20 protein-coding genes are annotated in these 17,176 nt (G+C 29.7%); 13 read left to right on the top strand and 7 right to left on the bottom strand.

The annotated features are described in order from the left end of the window. Window positions 1-63: 63 nt before the first annotated feature. From ACR0P1_RS02375 to thsA, 8 genes are all read left to right on the top strand, one after another. Window positions 64-405 carry a chorismate mutase gene (locus ACR0P1_RS02375; protein ID WP_432644805.1) on the top strand — a complete coding sequence of 114 codons (342 nt, stop codon included), beginning with the start codon at window positions 64-66 and terminating at the stop codon, window positions 403-405. After that, window positions 392-589, top strand: coding sequence for a 30S ribosomal protein S17e (locus tag ACR0P1_RS02380; RefSeq protein WP_432644806.1), 198 nt, complete (start codon window positions 392-394; stop codon window positions 587-589). Before ACR0P1_RS02375 ends, ACR0P1_RS02380 begins: the two co-directional genes overlap by 14 nt. Before the next feature lie 182 nt (window positions 590-771). Then, window positions 772-1,992 carry an aspartate kinase gene (locus tag ACR0P1_RS02385; protein WP_432644807.1) on the top strand — a complete coding sequence of 407 codons (1,221 nt, stop codon included), beginning with the start codon at window positions 772-774 and terminating at the stop codon, window positions 1,990-1,992. Continuing rightward, complete coding sequence (gene dapA, locus ACR0P1_RS02390; protein WP_432644808.1) at window positions 1,989-2,882, top strand: 4-hydroxy-tetrahydrodipicolinate synthase; 894 nt, start codon at window positions 1,989-1,991, stop codon at window positions 2,880-2,882. Before ACR0P1_RS02385 ends, dapA begins: the two co-directional genes overlap by 4 nt. Before the next feature lie 12 nt (window positions 2,883-2,894). Then, window positions 2,895-3,716: a 4-hydroxy-tetrahydrodipicolinate reductase gene (dapB, locus tag ACR0P1_RS02395; protein ID WP_432644809.1), complete on the top strand. Its 822-nt coding sequence runs from the start codon at window positions 2,895-2,897 to the stop codon at window positions 3,714-3,716. A gap of 9 nt (window positions 3,717-3,725) precedes the next feature. Next, window positions 3,726-4,775, top strand: a complete 1,050-nt coding sequence (asd, locus tag ACR0P1_RS02400) for an aspartate-semialdehyde dehydrogenase (RefSeq protein ID WP_432644810.1) — start codon at window positions 3,726-3,728, stop codon at window positions 4,773-4,775. Between the two features lie 230 nt (window positions 4,776-5,005). Then, a complete protein-coding gene (locus ACR0P1_RS02405; protein ID WP_432644811.1) occupies window positions 5,006-6,154 on the top strand; it encodes a hypothetical protein in 1,149 nt (382 codons plus the stop codon). Between the two features lie 273 nt (window positions 6,155-6,427). Further along, a complete protein-coding gene (gene thsA, locus ACR0P1_RS02410) occupies window positions 6,428-8,038 on the top strand; it encodes a thermosome subunit alpha (protein WP_432644812.1) in 1,611 nt (536 codons plus the stop codon). Between the two features lie 564 nt (window positions 8,039-8,602). On the opposite strand, the gene ACR0P1_RS02415 is transcribed toward thsA, so the two are convergent. After that, the gene (locus tag ACR0P1_RS02415) at window positions 8,603-8,821 is read right to left on the bottom strand and encodes an exodeoxyribonuclease VII small subunit (RefSeq protein WP_432644813.1); all 219 of its coding nucleotides are present in this window, start codon (window positions 8,819-8,821) and stop codon (window positions 8,603-8,605) included. After that, entirely contained in the window at window positions 8,821-10,077 is a 1,257-nt protein-coding gene (xseA, locus tag ACR0P1_RS02420) for an exodeoxyribonuclease VII large subunit (RefSeq protein ID WP_432644814.1), read from the bottom strand. Before xseA ends, ACR0P1_RS02415 begins: the two co-directional genes overlap by 1 nt. Before the next feature lie 127 nt (window positions 10,078-10,204). On the opposite strand from xseA, the gene ACR0P1_RS02425 reads away from it, so the two are divergent. Continuing rightward, entirely contained in the window at window positions 10,205-10,435 is a 231-nt protein-coding gene (locus ACR0P1_RS02425) for a PRC-barrel domain-containing protein (protein ID WP_432644815.1), read from the top strand. A gap of 9 nt (window positions 10,436-10,444) precedes the next feature. Beyond that, window positions 10,445-10,972, top strand: coding sequence for an orotate phosphoribosyltransferase (gene pyrE, locus ACR0P1_RS02430; RefSeq protein ID WP_432644816.1), 528 nt, complete (start codon window positions 10,445-10,447; stop codon window positions 10,970-10,972). A gap of 32 nt (window positions 10,973-11,004) precedes the next feature. Here the strand turns inward: pyrE and ACR0P1_RS02435 are convergent, their stop codons facing one another. The 4 genes from ACR0P1_RS02435 to ACR0P1_RS02450 are packed head-to-tail and all read right to left on the bottom strand — an operon-like array spanning window position 11,005 to window position 13,449. Continuing rightward, window positions 11,005-11,511 (bottom strand): MogA/MoaB family molybdenum cofactor biosynthesis protein, encoded by a 507-nt coding sequence (locus ACR0P1_RS02435; protein WP_432644817.1) that lies wholly within the window; start codon window positions 11,509-11,511, stop codon window positions 11,005-11,007. Window positions 11,512-11,524: 13 nt separating this feature from the next. Further along, a complete protein-coding gene (locus tag ACR0P1_RS02440) occupies window positions 11,525-11,842 on the bottom strand; it encodes a winged helix-turn-helix domain-containing protein (RefSeq protein ID WP_432644818.1) in 318 nt (105 codons plus the stop codon). 18 nt (window positions 11,843-11,860) lie between these two features. Next, the gene (locus ACR0P1_RS02445) at window positions 11,861-12,661 is read right to left on the bottom strand and encodes a helix-turn-helix transcriptional regulator (protein WP_432644819.1); all 801 of its coding nucleotides are present in this window, start codon (window positions 12,659-12,661) and stop codon (window positions 11,861-11,863) included. Continuing rightward, window positions 12,658-13,449 (bottom strand): helix-turn-helix transcriptional regulator, encoded by a 792-nt coding sequence (locus ACR0P1_RS02450; protein ID WP_432644820.1) that lies wholly within the window; start codon window positions 13,447-13,449, stop codon window positions 12,658-12,660. The genes ACR0P1_RS02445 and ACR0P1_RS02450 overlap by 4 nt, the downstream gene beginning before the upstream one ends. A 225-nt stretch (window positions 13,450-13,674) precedes the next feature. Between ACR0P1_RS02450 and ACR0P1_RS02455 the strand changes: the two genes are divergently transcribed. The 3 genes from ACR0P1_RS02455 to ACR0P1_RS02465 are packed head-to-tail and all read left to right on the top strand — an operon-like array spanning window position 13,675 to window position 16,284. Beyond that, window positions 13,675-14,181, top strand: coding sequence for a type II toxin-antitoxin system VapC family toxin (locus tag ACR0P1_RS02455; protein WP_432644821.1), 507 nt, complete (start codon window positions 13,675-13,677; stop codon window positions 14,179-14,181). After that, window positions 14,178-15,293 (top strand): DUF2117 domain-containing protein, encoded by a 1,116-nt coding sequence (locus ACR0P1_RS02460; RefSeq protein WP_432644822.1) that lies wholly within the window; start codon window positions 14,178-14,180, stop codon window positions 15,291-15,293. Before ACR0P1_RS02455 ends, ACR0P1_RS02460 begins: the two co-directional genes overlap by 4 nt. Before the next feature lie 16 nt (window positions 15,294-15,309). Then, window positions 15,310-16,284: a methanogenesis marker 2 protein gene (locus ACR0P1_RS02465; protein ID WP_432644823.1), complete on the top strand. Its 975-nt coding sequence runs from the start codon at window positions 15,310-15,312 to the stop codon at window positions 16,282-16,284. 118 nt (window positions 16,285-16,402) lie between these two features. Here the strand turns inward: ACR0P1_RS02465 and ACR0P1_RS02470 are convergent, their stop codons facing one another. Continuing rightward, complete coding sequence (locus ACR0P1_RS02470; protein WP_432644824.1) at window positions 16,403-17,149, bottom strand: thermonuclease family protein; 747 nt, start codon at window positions 17,147-17,149, stop codon at window positions 16,403-16,405. Window positions 17,150-17,176: the final 27 nt, after the last annotated feature.

A 17,176-nucleotide genomic window follows, 5' to 3' on the forward strand; every position in this document is an offset into this window, starting at 1 on the left:
AGTTTATATACTATAATAAGTATAAATTATATTATTATCATTATTATCAATTTGGTGATTTTTTTGAATGGAGGTTGTGAGATAAAATCTTTTAAAAATAAGAAAGAGGCTGAGGAACTTCTAAAAGCATCAAGAAAATCTATTGATGAAATTGATAATCAATTACTTGATTTAATTTCACAGAGAACTGCTCTTGCAAAGGATATAGCTAGCTCTAAGGATTATTTGGAAATGCCTGTTTTTGATGAGTTTAGAGAAAAGGCTATCCATGAAAAAATTAAGAGATTATCTGAAGAAAAAAATCTTGATGTTGATATTATTAATCAAATAGTAGATATGTTGACTATTTTAAATAAAAATGCACAAAAAGGAATTTTAAGGAGGAATGCTGATGGGAAATATTAGAACTTCATTTGTTAAACGTTTAGCAAAAGAACTTATCGAAACTCATAATGGTGTTTTCACTACTGATTTTGAACAAAATAAAAAATTAGTACAAGAACACTCAACCGTAAGTACTAAACATTTAAGAAATAAAATCGCAGGATATGTAACTAGGCTTGTAAGGTTAGAACAAACCAGAGAATAAGCTTTTTTTCATATTTTTTTATTACTCTTTTTTTATTTAATTATTTTTTTAATTTTAAAACTTTTTTTTAGCATAGTTATTTTTATAAAGTTTATTAATATGTTCATATAAACATATATACTAGTATTTTATTAGTTGGATTAAAAAATATTCAATTAATTTTAAGAAAATAGGTGAACTTAATGGATTTAATAGTAGTAAAATTCGGAGGAACCTCGGTGGGTGATGGTTCCAAAATTAAAAAAGCAGCGCAGTCTGTAGTAAATGAGTATATGAAAGGCAGTCAAGTAGTAGTTGTAGTTTCAGCTGTTAACAAGACTACTGATGAGCTCATTGGGTTATCTAATGAGGCTATTGGTTCTAGTTTGACCGACAAGCAAAAGGCAGAAATTATGGCTATGGGTGAATTAACTAGTGCTAGATTATTCTCCGCAACTATTGAATCTTTAGGTGTAAAATCTGAATTCATTGATCCTTATAATGAATTATGGCCGATTATAACTGATTCTAATTCTTTAGAAGCTAAAATAGATTTAAATATCTCTAATGATAAAGCTGAAGGAATCAAGCAACTTATTAATCAAGGGGTTATACCAGTCATCTGTGGATTTTTAGGAAAAGGACCTAGTGGTGAAATCACAACTTTAGGAAGAGGTGGAAGTGATATCACAGCATTTTTAATGGGTCATTGTTTAGATGCTAATGAAGTAGTTATTGTTACCGATGTAGATGGTGTAATGTCAACTGATCCTAATAAAATTGAGGATGCAGAACTGTTGGATACCATTTCTGTTGAGGAATTGAGAGATTTAGCTACTCATGGGGCACAGGTTTTACATCCACATGCATTAAAATACAAAGATCCATTAATAAGTGCAAAAATTATTAATTTCGCTAATGGGGATTTATCTTCTAAGGGCACTCGTATTGTTGGGCCTTTTGAAAGCGATATGTTGAAATGTGTTACCCTTTATAAAAATCCTATTTCACTTATAGCTATTGTTGGAGAAGCTATGCTTAAAAAAGTTGGTTTAATGGCCAAATTAACTACAGCTCTTGCTGATAATGGTATTAATATTTTTGGTATGTCTGCAGGTCAAAATTCAATTACTATATTTGTAAACAAATCAGATTCAAATAAGGCATATCTCTTGTTGCATCAGTTAGTAATTGATACAGATGTTTTAAGTTCTTTATCTCTTGGAAGAGATACTGCAATGATAACTTTTGTTAGTCCGGATATCATTGAAACTCCAGGCATTATATCAGATATTACAGAACCACTTAGAAAAAATAATATTAATATTTTAGAAATAACTTCCTCTCAAACTGCTGTTGTATTGTTTGTTGATTGGGAAGATGGTGAAAAAGCACATAAATTAATAACAGAGGTTTTAGAATGAATTTTGAAGGAACATATGTTGCTATGGTTACTCCATTTACCAAAGATGGAACTTTTGATGAAGAAGGTTTTAGATCAAATATCAATTATTTAATTGATAGGGGGGTAAATGGTTTAGTTGGCGCAGGAACTACAGGGGAATCCGCTACTATGACTCATGATGAACATCGTAAAGTCATTGAAGTTTTAGTGGATGAAGTTAACGGTAGAGTTGATACAGTTGCAGGAACTGGAAGTAACTCTACATCAGAAGCATTATCTCTTACTAAATTTGCTTATGATGCTGGTGTTGATTCAGCTTTGTTAATTACTCCATATTACAATAAACCACAACAGCATGCTTTAGTAAACCATTATGGCACTATTGCAGAAGGTTGTGATGTTCCAATTATTGTTTATAATGTTCCATCACGTACTGGATGTAATATTGAGGTTGAAACTGCTGTGGAATTAGCTAAAATTGATGGTATTGATGCTATTAAAGAAGCTAGTGGTAGTGTGGATAAAATATCTGATCTGTATAGGGCACTTACTCATGAGGGTTTAGAAGATAAATTCAATATTCTCTCAGGTGAAGACTCTTTAACTTTACCTATTATGGCAGTTGGAGGTACTGGTGTAATTAGTGCATCTGCAAATATTGATACAAAAAGAATGGTTTTAATGGTTGATAGTATTTTAAATGATGATTATACAAGAGCATTAGAACTTCATTATGAAATGTTAGAATTAATAAGGGTTCTTTTTGTTGAAAGTAATCCTGTACCTGTTAAAACAGCAATGAATTTAATGGGTCTTCCTTCAGGTCCTTTAAGAGAACCATTATGTGAAATGAAAGATGAAAATTTAGAAATGCTTAAAAAAGCATTAAAAGATTCTAATTTAATTTAAGTGGGTAATATTATGATTAAAGTAGCAGTAACTGGAGCTGCTGGAAGAATGGGCTCCGGTATTATTAAAAAAGTCACTGAACAAGATGATATGGAAGTAGTTGCAGCTATTGAAATGCCAAATTCTCCTCTTGCAGGTAAAGATGCAGGTATTCAAGCAGGTATTGAGGAAATTGGTGTTGAAATTGTTGGGTCTGAAAAATTGGAAGAAACATTAAAAACATCTGGTGCTGAAGTTTTAGTTGATTTCACTATTGCTCCTGCAGCAGTTGAAACTATTAAAATAGCTACTGCATGTGGAGTTAATGTTGTTGTCGGTACTACTGGTTTTACTGATGAACAAATGGCTTTGAATATTAAAAATGTTAAAGATAATAATGTGGGTGCAGTTATCTCATCTAACATGGCTATAGGCGTTAATGTATTTTTCAACACATTAAAAAAATTAGCTCCTATTTTATATGATTTTGATATTGAAATTATTGAAGCTCACCACAATCAGAAAAAAGATGCTCCATCTGGAACTGCTATGACAGCATTTGAAGTAATTGCTGATGCTTTAAATAGAGATCCTGAAGAAGTTGGTGTGTTCGGAAGAAAAGGTTTAGTTGGAAAAAGAACTCCTGAAGAAATTGGTGTTCATGCCATCCGTGGTGGAGATATCGTTGGAGACCATACTGTAATGTTTGTTGGTGAAGGCGAAAGAATTGAAGTTAAACATCAAGCTCATACCCGAGAAGTATTTATTGCTGGTGTAATTAGAGCTTTAAGATATGTGCCTACTGCACAAAAAGGTGTTGTAAGTAGTATGAATGATGTTTTAGGTTTAGAATAGGTGGATAATATGGTAAAAGTAGGTGTACTTGGTGCAACTGGAATGGTTGGTCAAAGATTTATTCAATTACTCGAAAACCATCCAGATTTTGAAATTACAGCATTAGCAGCATCTTCTCGTTCAGCAGGTAAAAAATATGAGGATGCCACTACCTGGTATTTAGATAGTGAAATGCCAGAATCTGTAAAAGATATTACTGTTTGTGAAACTAATCCTGATGACATGGATAATGATGTGGATATTGTATTTTCATCTCTTCCAACTGAATTTGCAGAAAAAGTTGAAAAGGAATTCGCAAAGGATTATGTTGTTGCAAGTAATGCTAGTGCACACAGAATGAAAAAAAATATTCCATTAGTAATTCCTGAGGTTAATCCAGAGTATTTGGATATGATTGATGCTCAACAGAAGGAAAATGATTGGGACGGATTCATTGTTACTAATCCAAATTGTTCTACTATTGCATTAACTTTGACATTAAAACCTATTGTGGATAATTTTAATGTGAATTCTATTAGAGTATCAACCATGCAAGCAGTATCTGGTGCGGGTTATAATGGTGTTCCATCAATGGCAATTGTTGATAATCTTGTTCCTTATATTGGTAATGAAGAGGAGAAAATGGAAAGTGAAACTCTTCATTTGTTAGGTTCTTACGATGGAAATAGTGTAACTAGTGCAGATTTTAAATTAAGTGCATCTTGTCATAGAGTACCAGTTATTGATGGACATACTGAAGCGGTCTTTGTTGAATTGGATGATGAATTTGACATTGAAGATGTTAAAAGTAAAATGGCAAACTTTAAGGCATTACCACAAGAATTAAATTTATTCTCAGCTCCTAAAAATCCTGTCATTGTTAAAGAGGAAAATGACAGACCACAACCTCGTATGGATAGAAATGCAAGTAATGGTATGGCTGTTACAGTTGGTAGGATGAGAAAAGACCAAGCATTTGATAATAGTTTTAAATATGTTCTTGTTGGACATAATACTATTCGTGGTGCTGCTGGAGCATCTATATTGAATGCTGAATTGATTAATGATAAAATACTCTAATTTTATCATTTTATTCTTCTTATTTTTTTTCTAAATTTTCTATTTTTGCCTTATGTTTTCTTATAGGTTTTATTTTTATTTTTAAGTTAATTTAAGGGTTTAATTTAAATAGTATAAAATTAATATTTTATATTAAGGAATTATATTGTACATTATATCGAAATTTTGAATTTATAAAGGGTTACTAATTTGAAATCGATATTGGGATAAAATTTAAACTAAGGGATAAAATGCAATTAGGAATGGATGTTGAAAAAGATACTTTACATTCTTTAATTCGATCTTGTTTATTAGAAATTAATAAGTTAAAATATGATTTAACTGAACTTGACGTGGAAAGGGCTAAGGATAACACTCCTCAAAGAATTAAAGAGTTAGAGAAAGATGTAATTGATAAGGAAAAAGAAGTATCAGTCATTAAATTTAGGGCAGAAGATGAAATTAATCTTTTAAAAAAACAGCTTGATGAAAAAGATATTTTAATTAAAAATCAAGAGGATAGAATTTATGAATTAGATTATGTTAATAATTCTCTTGATGAAATTAAAGAATATTTTGCTGAACAGTTAAGGACTTACAAGAAAGAGGAATTAGCTGATGTAAATGAAAGATTAACTGATTCTTATAAAAGCATTGCTGAAAAAGAAGCTACTATTAATACTCTTTCAAGGACTATTGATGATTATAAAATCAGGGTTATTAAACTTGAAAACAATGTTGAATCTCAGACTCAAATTTTAGAACTTGAAAAACAATTAGAAATTAAAGAGAATGAAATTCGCATAAAAGATAGTGAAATTAGTAAAAGAAAGAGTGAATTCGATACTTTAAAACATCAAACTATTTCTAAAGATGAATATGTTGATCTTCAATCCAGATTAAAATCTGAAATTGATGCAAAAGATGCTGAAATAACTAACTTAAAAGAAGAAACTATCCCTAAAAAAGATTATGAAACTCTTCAATCCAAATCTGAATTTGAAATTAAAAATTTAAATAATCAAATTAATAGTTTAAAAGAAAATACTATTCCTAAAGAGGATTATATTTCTCTTCAGACAAGATTTGAAAATGAACTTTCTGCTCGTAATAGTGAGTTGGAATATATAAAAGAAAAATCTATTCCTAAAGAAGATTATTTCACTCTTAAGAATCAATTACAAAGTGAAATCAGTGCTAAGGATAATGAGCTTAGCTTGTTAAAAGAACAAACTGTTCCTCGTGAAGATTATTTCAAACTTCAAAATGAGTTAACTAAAAGAGAGGGTAAAATTAAAAGATTAGAAGAGATTAATGCTTTCTTTAATGAACTTCAAGAAGAGCAAAAAGCTTATGAAACTCAAGATGTTACTCCTCCTTTCAGATTCGAGAAAAAATAAGTAGATGATGCTACTTATTCTTAACTTTTTTTATAATAATCCCTTATAATTTGTAAAATAAATGCTTTATTTGTTGTCATATTTGTTTTAATCATGATTTTATGAACACTTATCTTTTTCTTACTTTAATTTATTTTAAACCATAAAGTATTTATATAACCTTAAACTCATTAATTATAGTAGAAAGGTTTTATTCAACACTATGACTTATTTTTTCATGTTGATTATTAAACTGATCTAATTATTTTATAAAATTAAAAAAGGTGATTATTAATGGCACAAGGACAACCAATTTTTATTTTACCTGAAGGTACAAATAGATCTGTTGGTAGAGATGCTCAAAGAAATAACATTTTAGCTGGTAAAGTATTAGCTGAAACTGTAAGAACCACATTAGGTCCAAAAGGAATGGACAAAATGTTAGTTGATGGACTTGGTGATATTGTAGTAACCAACGACGGTGTTACAATCTTAAAAGAAATGGATATTGAACATCCTGCAGCAAAAATGCTCGTAGAAGTAGCAAAAACTCAAGAAGATGAAGTTGGAGACGGAACTACTACTGCAGTAATTATTGCTGGAGAATTATTAAAAAAATCTGAAAGCTTACTTGACTCAGATATTCACCCAACTATCATTGCTATGGGATACAGAAAAGCTGCAGAAAAAGCACAAGAAATTTTAGATGAAATCGCAATTGATGATGTTGATTCTGATATTTTATTAAAAGTAGCTATGACTGCAATGACTGGTAAAGGAACTGAAGCAGCGCGTGAACCATTAGCAAAATTAATCGTTGATGCTGTAGAAGCTGTTGCTGATAATAATGAAGTTGACATCGACAACATCAAAATCGAGAAAAAAGATGGAGCTGTTGTTGAAGAATCCAGCTTAGTCGAAGGTGTAATTGTAGACAAAGAAAGAGTACATCCTGGAATGCCTGCTGAAATTAAAGATGCAAAAATCGCATTAGTCAACGCTCCTTTAGAAGTAAAAGAAACTGAAGTTGATGCAGAAATCAGAATTACCGACCCTGCTCAAATGCAAGCTTTCATCGAACAAGAAGAAAAAATGGTTAAAGACATGGTTGACCAAGTTGTTAATGCTGGTGCAAATGTTTTATTCGCACAAAAAGGTATCGATGATTTAGCACAACACTACTTATCCAAAGCTGGTATTTTAGCTGTAAGAAGAGTTAAAAAATCTGATATTGAAAAATTATCCAGAGCAACTGGTGCTAATGTTATTACTAACTTAGACGATTTAACTGCTGATGATTTAGGTCAAGCTGGTATTGTTGAAGAAAGAAAAGTTTCTGGTGAAGAAATGATCTTTGTAGAAGAATGCAGTGGAGCTAAATCTGTAACTTTATTCGTAAGAGGAAGTACCAAACACATCGTTGATGAAATCGTAAGAGCTATTGAAGACGCAATCGGTGTAGTTGCTGCTACTGTAGAGGATGACAAAGTTGTTGCTGGTGGAGGAGCTCCAGAAATTGCAATGGCTAAAAAACTCAAAGATTACGCTGAATCTATCTCTGGAAGAGAACAATTAGCTGTAAATGCATTTGCAGAAGCTTTAGAAGTTGTACCAAAAACCTTAGCTGAAAATGCAGGTTTAGACAGCATTGATTCTTTAGTAGATTTAAGAGCAGCTCAAGAAACCTCTTATTACATGGGATTAGATGTATTCACTGGTGAAGTAGCAGACATGAAAGAAGCTGGAGTAATTGAACCTAAACGTGTCAAAAAACAAGCTATCCAATCTGCATCTGAAGCAGCTGAAATGATTTTAAGAATCGATGATGTAATTGCATCCACTAAAGGCCCAGAAGATATGGGTATGGATCCTTCCGCAATGGGCGGAATGCCTCCAATGATGTAAATATAAAGAGATTTTTATAATTTCTTTCTTTTTTTATTTTTTTCATATATTAAACAGATTTATTTTTAAAGCATCAAATGATGATATTTTTTTTACTTAAATGCTATTCTAATTAATTTATAATAGAATTTGACGAGATGTGCAAAATCTGTTTTTAATTAACATTTGATTAATGCAATAGATTATCTTGAAACTCATGATGTTCAAGACTACTTAATAAATGAATATAGCTTAATTGAAATTGATTCAAATTATTTAATATGATTGATTACACTAGCTGAAATGAATAATTTGAATATTGTATTAGATTTATTTAAAATGTTGAAGTTACAGTTATATCAACTGAAAGAATTTAGATAAGGCAAGTAATTCAGTATTCGGATATAACATTAATTAATGAATTTTATAAAAAATTTAGATGTGGTTTTAGTTGTTATAGGTTATGTTTTAAATTTATTGATGATGTAGATTGTAATTTAATTAAAAAAAGAGAAATGATTTATAAATCTAGCTAAAAATATTAAAAGAAAATTGTAATAGTTATCCGATATTGGATTAACTATTTTATTCAGTAAGATTAAAATCTATAACTTCTCCGTTTTCTTTAACAATTTTAGCTATTGATTCTTCAGCAGATGTTAATTTATCATCACATATTTTAACTAATTTCATTGCATTGTTAAACTCGTAGATTGCATCGTCTAATGGCACATCACCATTTTCTAATTTGTTAACGATTTCTTCTAGTTTATCTAAACTTTCTTCAAAACTTAAATTTTCCATTATATCACCTTAGTATTTACTATCCCATCGTCAAATTCAATATCAATTTGATCTCCGGATCTAACCTCTTTTGCAGAGGAAATAACTTTGCCATTAGTTTTTGCTAATGTATAGCCTCTTTTTAGTGTTAAAAGAGGATTCAATATTTCTAATTTTTCAAAATTTTTTAAATATGCTTCTTTTTTAGTTCTTGTTATTTCACTAGGATTTTTTAAAACAATTGAGTTTTTCAATTTGAATAATTTTGTTTTATTGTCGTTTATTAGGTTTTTAGATGTAAAATTCAACTTATTAATTAGGTTGTCTAAACCCATTGCTTTTATTTCATAAATGGCCTCTGGATTTTTCAAAACTTGTTTTTCAGAGAGATGGGATAATTTGGTCTTCTTCTGATTAATAATATCAAAAATGGATTTATTCAGCCTATTTGAAAGTTGAGCTATGTTATTTTCAACTTCGTTTAGGTCAGGTACTGCAGTTATAGCACCATCAGTAGGTGTAAGTGCTCTTTTATCTGCCACAAAGTCGGATATAGTATAATCAATTTGATGACCTACTGCACTTATAACTGGAATTTTGCAGTTATAAATAGCATTTGCAACAATTTCTTCATTAAAAGGCCATAAGTCTTCAATGCTACCTCCACCTCTACCAACAATTAATGTATCTAAGTCAAATTCTTGAGCATGGTTAATCTGCTTTACAATTTGAGGTGCGGCTTGATCTCCTTGGACTAATGTTGAAAAGACTAAAATTTCGCATATTGGATATCTTTTCTTTATAGTTGTAATGATATCTCTAATTGCTGCACCCGTTTGTGCTGTGATAACACCTATTTTTTTAGGATATTTTGGTATTTCTTTTTTATGTGAATCATCAAATAGTCCTTCTTTTGAAAGCTTTTTCTTTAGCTGCTCATAAGCAATATGTAAGTTTCCTATTCCATCTTCAGTCATTGTTGTAGTATATAATTGATATTTTCCTGTTTTTTCATAAATTTTGATTTTTCCTTTTATGATTACTTTCATACCATTTTCAGGATCAAATTTGAGGAATCTATCTTTATTACCTTTAAACATTACTGCGGAAATTTGGGATTTTTCATCTTTCAAAGTAAAATAACTATGTCCACTAGAATAAGACTTATAATTTGAAATCTCACCTTTGATTAGAATATTTTTCAATTGAGGGTCTTTTTTCAATTTTTTATTGAGATAGGAATTAATTTCTGATACTGTGAAAGTTTCTTTTTCCATAAATTCACCTTCAATTTAATATTGTTATTATATTGTTTATATTTAATACAATTTTTCATTATGGTTTTATTTACATGAGAAATATATTTAAATTGAAAATACAATAATAGAAATAAGGTGTTTTTTTATGAGAATTAAAGATGAATTATTTGGTAAAGAAGTTCTTGATTCAGAGATCCAAATTGTTGGAAAAGTTAATGATGTGGTTTTTGATAAGGATACTTTTGAAATCACAGATTTAGTAATTAAAAAAACAGGATTAGCAGAACAAATTAAAGCTAGTGAAAATATTGTCCCAATGGAATTAGTTAAAGCTATTGGTGATAAAATTTTACTTAAAGGTGAAGATGATATTTAATTGATTTTTATGGTTTCTAAAGAATATTTAATTAATTTATTAAAAGATAATGATGTATTTCTTGAAGGAGATTTCACATTATCCTCCGGAAAGAAAAGTAATTATTATATTAATATGAAAAAAGCTATTACAGAACCGGAGATTCTTTCAGCTATTTCGAAACTAATTACTTCAAAGCTTGATTTGGAGGAAGTTGATAAAGTTGCAGGTCCAGCATTAGGTGCTGTTCCAATAGCTACTGCTGTTTCATTAGAATCAAGGATTCCATTATTGATGATTCGTAAAGAAAAGAAAGGATATGGTACTTCTAAATTGATTGAAGGCGAATTAAACGAAGGTGATAACGTCATTGTTGTTGAAGATGTTTCAACTACTGGTGGATCACTTCTTAAAGCTATCAAAGCTATCAATGATAATGGTGGTAATGTAACAAGAGCTTTTGTTGTAGTTGATCGTCAAGAAGGTGCTATTGAAGCGTTTGAAAAAGAAGGTATTGAATTAGAACCTTTAATAAATGTTAATGAATTTTTTGATTAAAAAAAAGAATTAATGATGAAAAATTAATTTCATCATTTTTTAACATGATGGACAAAATGGGGAAGTTCATCAATGATTATGCTAAATGCAGTTTTAACTGCATTGGGAGAACCGGGCATGGAAAAAATAACTGTTTTTTTATAAATTCCAGCTGTGGCTCTTGAAAGTAATGCTGCAGCACCAATCTCCTCATAAGATTTTGCTCTAAACATTTCCCCAAATCCGTCAAGTTTTTTCTCGAAAAGTGATTCGACTGTTTCAACTGTGATATCACGAGGATCAAGGCCTGTACCACCTGTTGTTAAAATAACATCGATATCCTCATCAATCATGGTTTCAATTGTATTAATCAAATCGTTTTTTTCATCTGGAATTAGACTTCTAGATTTTAAAGTGTATCTAGTTTCAATTTCTTCTGCCATATATTGGCCGGATAAATCTACTTTTTTTGATTTTCTACTATCACTTAATGTGATTACACCACAAGTAATGTCTTTTGAGGACATTTTTTGATGTTCCATTGCTGTTTTACTTTTCATATTCAGATCATTCCTACTCAATTTTAAGAAAATTTTTTATCATATTATACTCTTCAATATATTTATATAATTTTTTGCTAGGGTAATATATGTAGCTATGGGTAATTTGTTCTTTCTCGATAAATTTATGGTCAATCATGAGATTTAAATGATATGTTATTGTTTTGTAATCTAATTGAAGTATTTTCGATAGTTGATTTGCATTGCTAGGTTGATATAGTATTTGGTCAGTTATTTTAATAGTGGTTACACCGCCTTTCCTAGCAATTAATAAACTCGACAGCTCTTTATTTTTTATTTTACTTATTGGAATTAGCTCTGCATTTAACATAATCGATGCCCTTTTTAATTATTTATGTGAAAAACATCGAATTAAATTTAAAGCCCATTTTATTGAATTTTCGTCCTTTCCAATTAAAATTTGAGAATCATCATAATGCCCATCGTTTAAGAACAATGTTAATGACATGAAATTATTTGAGCAGGTCAAAAATAGCTTTAAATCTTGTTCGATGCATTTGACTGTCACTTTTTCATTTTCTAATAATTTCTCTTCTAAGTCCGTATTTTCTCTGATTGAATTTAAGATTTTTTCATTAACTATCAACTCCAATTTTGAATGTTCATTCATATTTAAAAACTCGATTAGATAATTAAAATGATTTTCAGAGTAAATTGGAAGAATTATCTTTAATTCTGCTGATTTTAAAATTAAGTGGATATATTTATTAAATGCATTTGATAGGTCACTTGTTGTTGAGGTTTCATATTCAACATTTTTTAATAGGTAAATATCTTTTAGCATTTCTTCTGGAATTTCTGATAAATCGTGATTATTCCAAAATTGTTTGCCTTTATTTATGGAATGCCAGTTTTCAATTAATTTTATCATGTTTGTTGTAAGAATATAACCATTTGAAGTTAATTTATAATGTTTTTGAATTTTTTGAATTAAATTCTTATTTTCTAACTCTTTAAGTCCGTGCAATATTGTTGCTGAAGGCTTTTTTAGGTTTTCTCTTAGTTCTTCTAATTTTTTTGGATGTTCATAAAGTGTTAAGAGCAATTTTGTTCTCATGGTTGATGTTAAAATGTATTTTACATTTTGATATTCATCGTTTAATTCTCTCTTGGTTTGAATGTTGGTCATTTTATCACATCACACTTTATATTTTCAAATAAGTCTTCTGCCCATGTTTTAGATTTTTTAGTATTTGAAATTAATATTCTGTTTTGATCGAAACTTTCATCATTTTTAAATAGTCCGAAGCTCATTGATTTATCACAAATTGTTAGATATATCTTCAAATTATTTTCGACAGGATAAATAATCAAGTTTTTATCACTGATTGCATTTTGTTTGATTTTAGTATCAATTTTGGATATAATTGCACGAAAGATACTTTTTGGAACTATTATCTCAACTTTCCCGTTATCTTTTAAGATATTTTCGATTAATTGAGGATATTCTGGATGTAAGTATGGAAATATGGCTTTAAGTGATTTTGATTCCATTATTTGAGTTTTTATGGCATTATGGGTTTTGTAGATATCAAGTGATGTTGTTTCTACTAATTGAGAATCTTTTAAATCAGTGATATTTCTTAAAGAGTCTATATTTATTTGGTTTAGGTCGTGTTTGTTCCAGAATTCACTATAATTATTTATTATTTCCACACTTTTCTTAAAGTCCATCAATGTTTGGTAATAGATTTTGGTCATTGGATTTAAGTAGTATTTTGATTTTATTTTTTTAATGTAGTTATTATGTTCTAATTTTGAGATGTTGCTTGATACAGAGCTATATGTTATTTTAGTCTTTTTAACAAGTTCATGTATGCTATTGGGATTATTTTCTAGTTCACTTAGTATTTTTAGCCGAATTTCTGATTTCGTAAGAAATTTGATATCATTGTTGATTTCATTATGAATTTCCATTTTCATATTCCTCCAATTTTTGATAATATCAAATTTTTTTATTTAAATTTAAATAGATTTTTCCAATATTGTCCCAAATCTATTCCAAATCCCTTAAAAATTCATTATAATATCATTATATTGCATTATTAAGATTGTTATAAACTTTATAGCTTAATTTAAAGTGTTATTTTACTTTCTTTCAATTACTAAACTTTATTAATTCATAAAATTTAATATAGTTACATGGAAATTTGTTATGTATTAGATGCTTCTGCTTTTATTAATGGATTTGAATTGACTTCTAACAATAATTTCACAGTTCCAGAAATCACTGCTGAAATTAAAGATTTTGAATCTAGATTAACATTTGACATGGCTATTGATGAGTGTAAATTAACTATACATGAAGTCCCAAATAAATATGTAAATTGTGTTAATGAAATTATATCTGAGTCTGGTGATATTTTAAGGTTGTCTTTACCGGATAAAAAATTAATTTCACTTGCATACATGTTTTCAAAAGAAGGTAGAAACGTAATGGTAATTACTGATGATTATACTATCCAGAATACTTTGAAGATATTGAGGATTCCTTATTCCGGGGTTATAACTGAAGGTATTAAAGAAGTTTATAATTGGAAAAAAGTTTGCGAAGGATGTAAAAAAGAATACAGTGAAGATTATCCGTTTGATGACTGTGAGATTTGTGGATCAAGAATATTTAAAAAAAGGATTAAGGTGGGCAAATGAGAATAGGTATCGTTGTTCATGGTCCTAATATTATTGATTCAGGATATGCATTAAAACTAATTAACTTGCTTAAAAATTATGGGGATGTTTCAGTAAGGCTTGGAGGTACAATGGGTAGAACTGCAGTCATTGATGCTAGCTTAGAGGGTATAATTGATATAACACGTAAATTAGTTCCCAGCGATTCTTTAAAGATTTTCTATGATGATAATGTTGATTTGATTTTTTTAATTAATTATGGAAAATCTGACGTTACAGGTCAAGTTTTCGGATATAAAGTGTATAATCACTATATTAATAAAATTGGGGAGAATAATATTCCAATAGTTCAAATTGAACGACCGGGTGAAGAAGATGGTAGTATTATCCCTTGGAATAATAAGTTAGAGATTGTGGATGAGTTATCAGAAAAATTAAACTTATCAATTGTGTATCCTGAGGAGGTCTATGAAAACCACATTAAGCAAGATAATGTTGGTGTTAATCAAAGAATTGTTCATGGAGTAAGTCCTGGTGAAAATATCATGGTCAATAGTGTTATTATAGGCAAAACAAACTCTGATAAACTTATATTAATAGCTCGTGATAATCATATTGTTGATATAGTGGGTGGTGAACTAAAACAACATGGCCTTGAAAAATTAGGTGAAGTCGATTTGGAATCAGCAGTTATAAAGACTGGTCTTTTAAGACATGCGAAAGTCACACCAAGAGTAATTTCAACAAATAAGCTTAATAATTTTAAAATTTCATTTTTAGACCACGCAGGTGAAGATGTATATCGATTCATTGATTCTTCTATGGTAATTTGTGTGGGTGATGATACTACTTTAATATCTTCTGATATACTTTATAGATTTGATATGCCTATAATTGGAATAACTGATGGGGATTTGGATAAGGTTGTGGAAGATGGATTTAAGGTTAAAAATTCTATCATTTTTGAAGTTGAAAGTGGTTTTGATGATATTGTTGGTAGAGATATTAAAAAGATAATGTTTAACGGTGTACAGGAATCATTTGATTATTCAAGCATTGGTGAAGTTCGAGATAAAATAATTGAAATAATAAATAATATTAATTGTGAATATAAAATAAGTTATATTAAATAGTTAGGAAGTGTAATCTTTGGATTTTAAAAATCTTGTTAAAGAAATTCAAGAGTTTAAAGGAGTATCTCGTAAAAGTTCTATTAATAATGTAATTTCTCTTTTGGAGGAATCATATAATGTTTCAGGTGATGTTGTAATTGACATTGGTGATGATGCTTCAGCTATCGACATTGGAAATAATCAGGTAATGCTTATTGCAGCTGATGGTATTTGGGGAGACATTATGAACATAAATCCATATTGGGCAGGATATTGTTCTGTTTTAGTAAATGTGAATGATATTGCGGCAATGGGTGGAAAACCATTGGCTATGGTTAATATTATGTCTATATCTAACGATGATATTTATGAAGACTTACTAAAAGGTATCAAAGATGGATGCTTAAAGTTTGGTGTTCCGATGGTTGGTGGACATTTACATCCTGATGGCGAAGTTGACTCATTAGGAGTAGCTATTGTTGGAATAGCTCAAAAAGATAAGATTATAACAAGTTTTGGAGCAGAAATTGGAGACAAAATAATTGTTGCAATTGATCTTGATGGAAAACCTCACGAGATGTTTAGCCTGAATTGGGATACAACTTACAATAAGGATGCACAGATTGTCAGAGATCAGATTACTGCTGTTCAATATTTAGCAGAACATGATTATATAAAATCTGGAAAGGATATATCAAATCCTGGAATTTTAGGAACCTTAGAAATGCTTTTAGAAACTTCTAAAAAAGGAGCAGTTGTTAATTTGGAAGAGATTCCAAGAAATGAGGCAGTTTCTTGGCTAGATTGGCTTAGATCATATCCAGGTTCAGGTTTTGTGTTTACTGCAAGTGAAGATAAATGCGAATATATTAAAGAGTATCTTGATAAATATTCAATTGAAGCAGCAGTTGTTGGTGAAGTAACTGACTCTAATTGTTTATATTTGAATTATGGTGATGAACAACTGGAAGTCTTCAATCAAGAAAAAAATCCTGTTTTTATTTTTAGATAAATTTACTTTGAGGATATTTGACTTCCTCATATTTACTATTTTTTTTAACCTATTGTCATGTTTAAATAGTTTAATTGTTACATTTTTTAAAATTATTTTTATAATAAAAAAAGAAGAGTTAAGGATTACACATTTTACACGGTGTATATCCTTGATTTATTGCATCATCTCTACTTGAAAAGAATACTTTATTGTTTTCAGACATACGATTAGCACCAGTACAACCAGCAACATGGAATTTTCCTGAATTTGCATTGCCAATGTAGTTAGCAGAATCTGATGAAGCTGTAGATTCTGCACTTGATGGACTGGTAGTTGTTGAAGATGAGCTATGTGTAGTATCTACATGTGTGCTGTCAGTCCCCCATTCAAATGGGTTAAATTCACTAGGTGGCATGTACATTATTTCAGCAAGCCCTTCTTTTAAAAGCATTTCATTAACATTTTTTCCATCAACAATAACGACGGCTAATGTCCTACCATAACGATCAGTGTATTTCGAATTATCGATATCAATACCTACTTCTTTGTTTAAACATAATTTTTGAACAAACTCCTTGGAAGTGCTATAACCATCAACACCTCTTTCAGGGGTATTTACTCCGACAAAACGTATTTTTTTGCCATTATCTAAATAGATAGTGTCTCCATCAACAACCTTAGTACAAATACCAGTTTCTTCTACATGACAATCTGTTTTGTTGTATTTGTTTAGGATATCTGAATCTGAAAGACCATTATATTTTGAAGTTGGAATATCATGTGAAAAACCGGTTCCTGTATATGCACTAGCTACTGAAACAGCACCAAGTGCTATTATTAAAATAACTAATGTTAAAATAATATGTTTTTTAGTGATGTCCATTTTTTCCCTCCTTGTTCTATTGTTATT

The sequence above is a fragment of the Methanobrevibacter sp. genome (assembly GCF_050872065.1).
Lineage (GTDB): Archaea > Methanobacteriota > Methanobacteria > Methanobacteriales > Methanobacteriaceae > Methanocatella.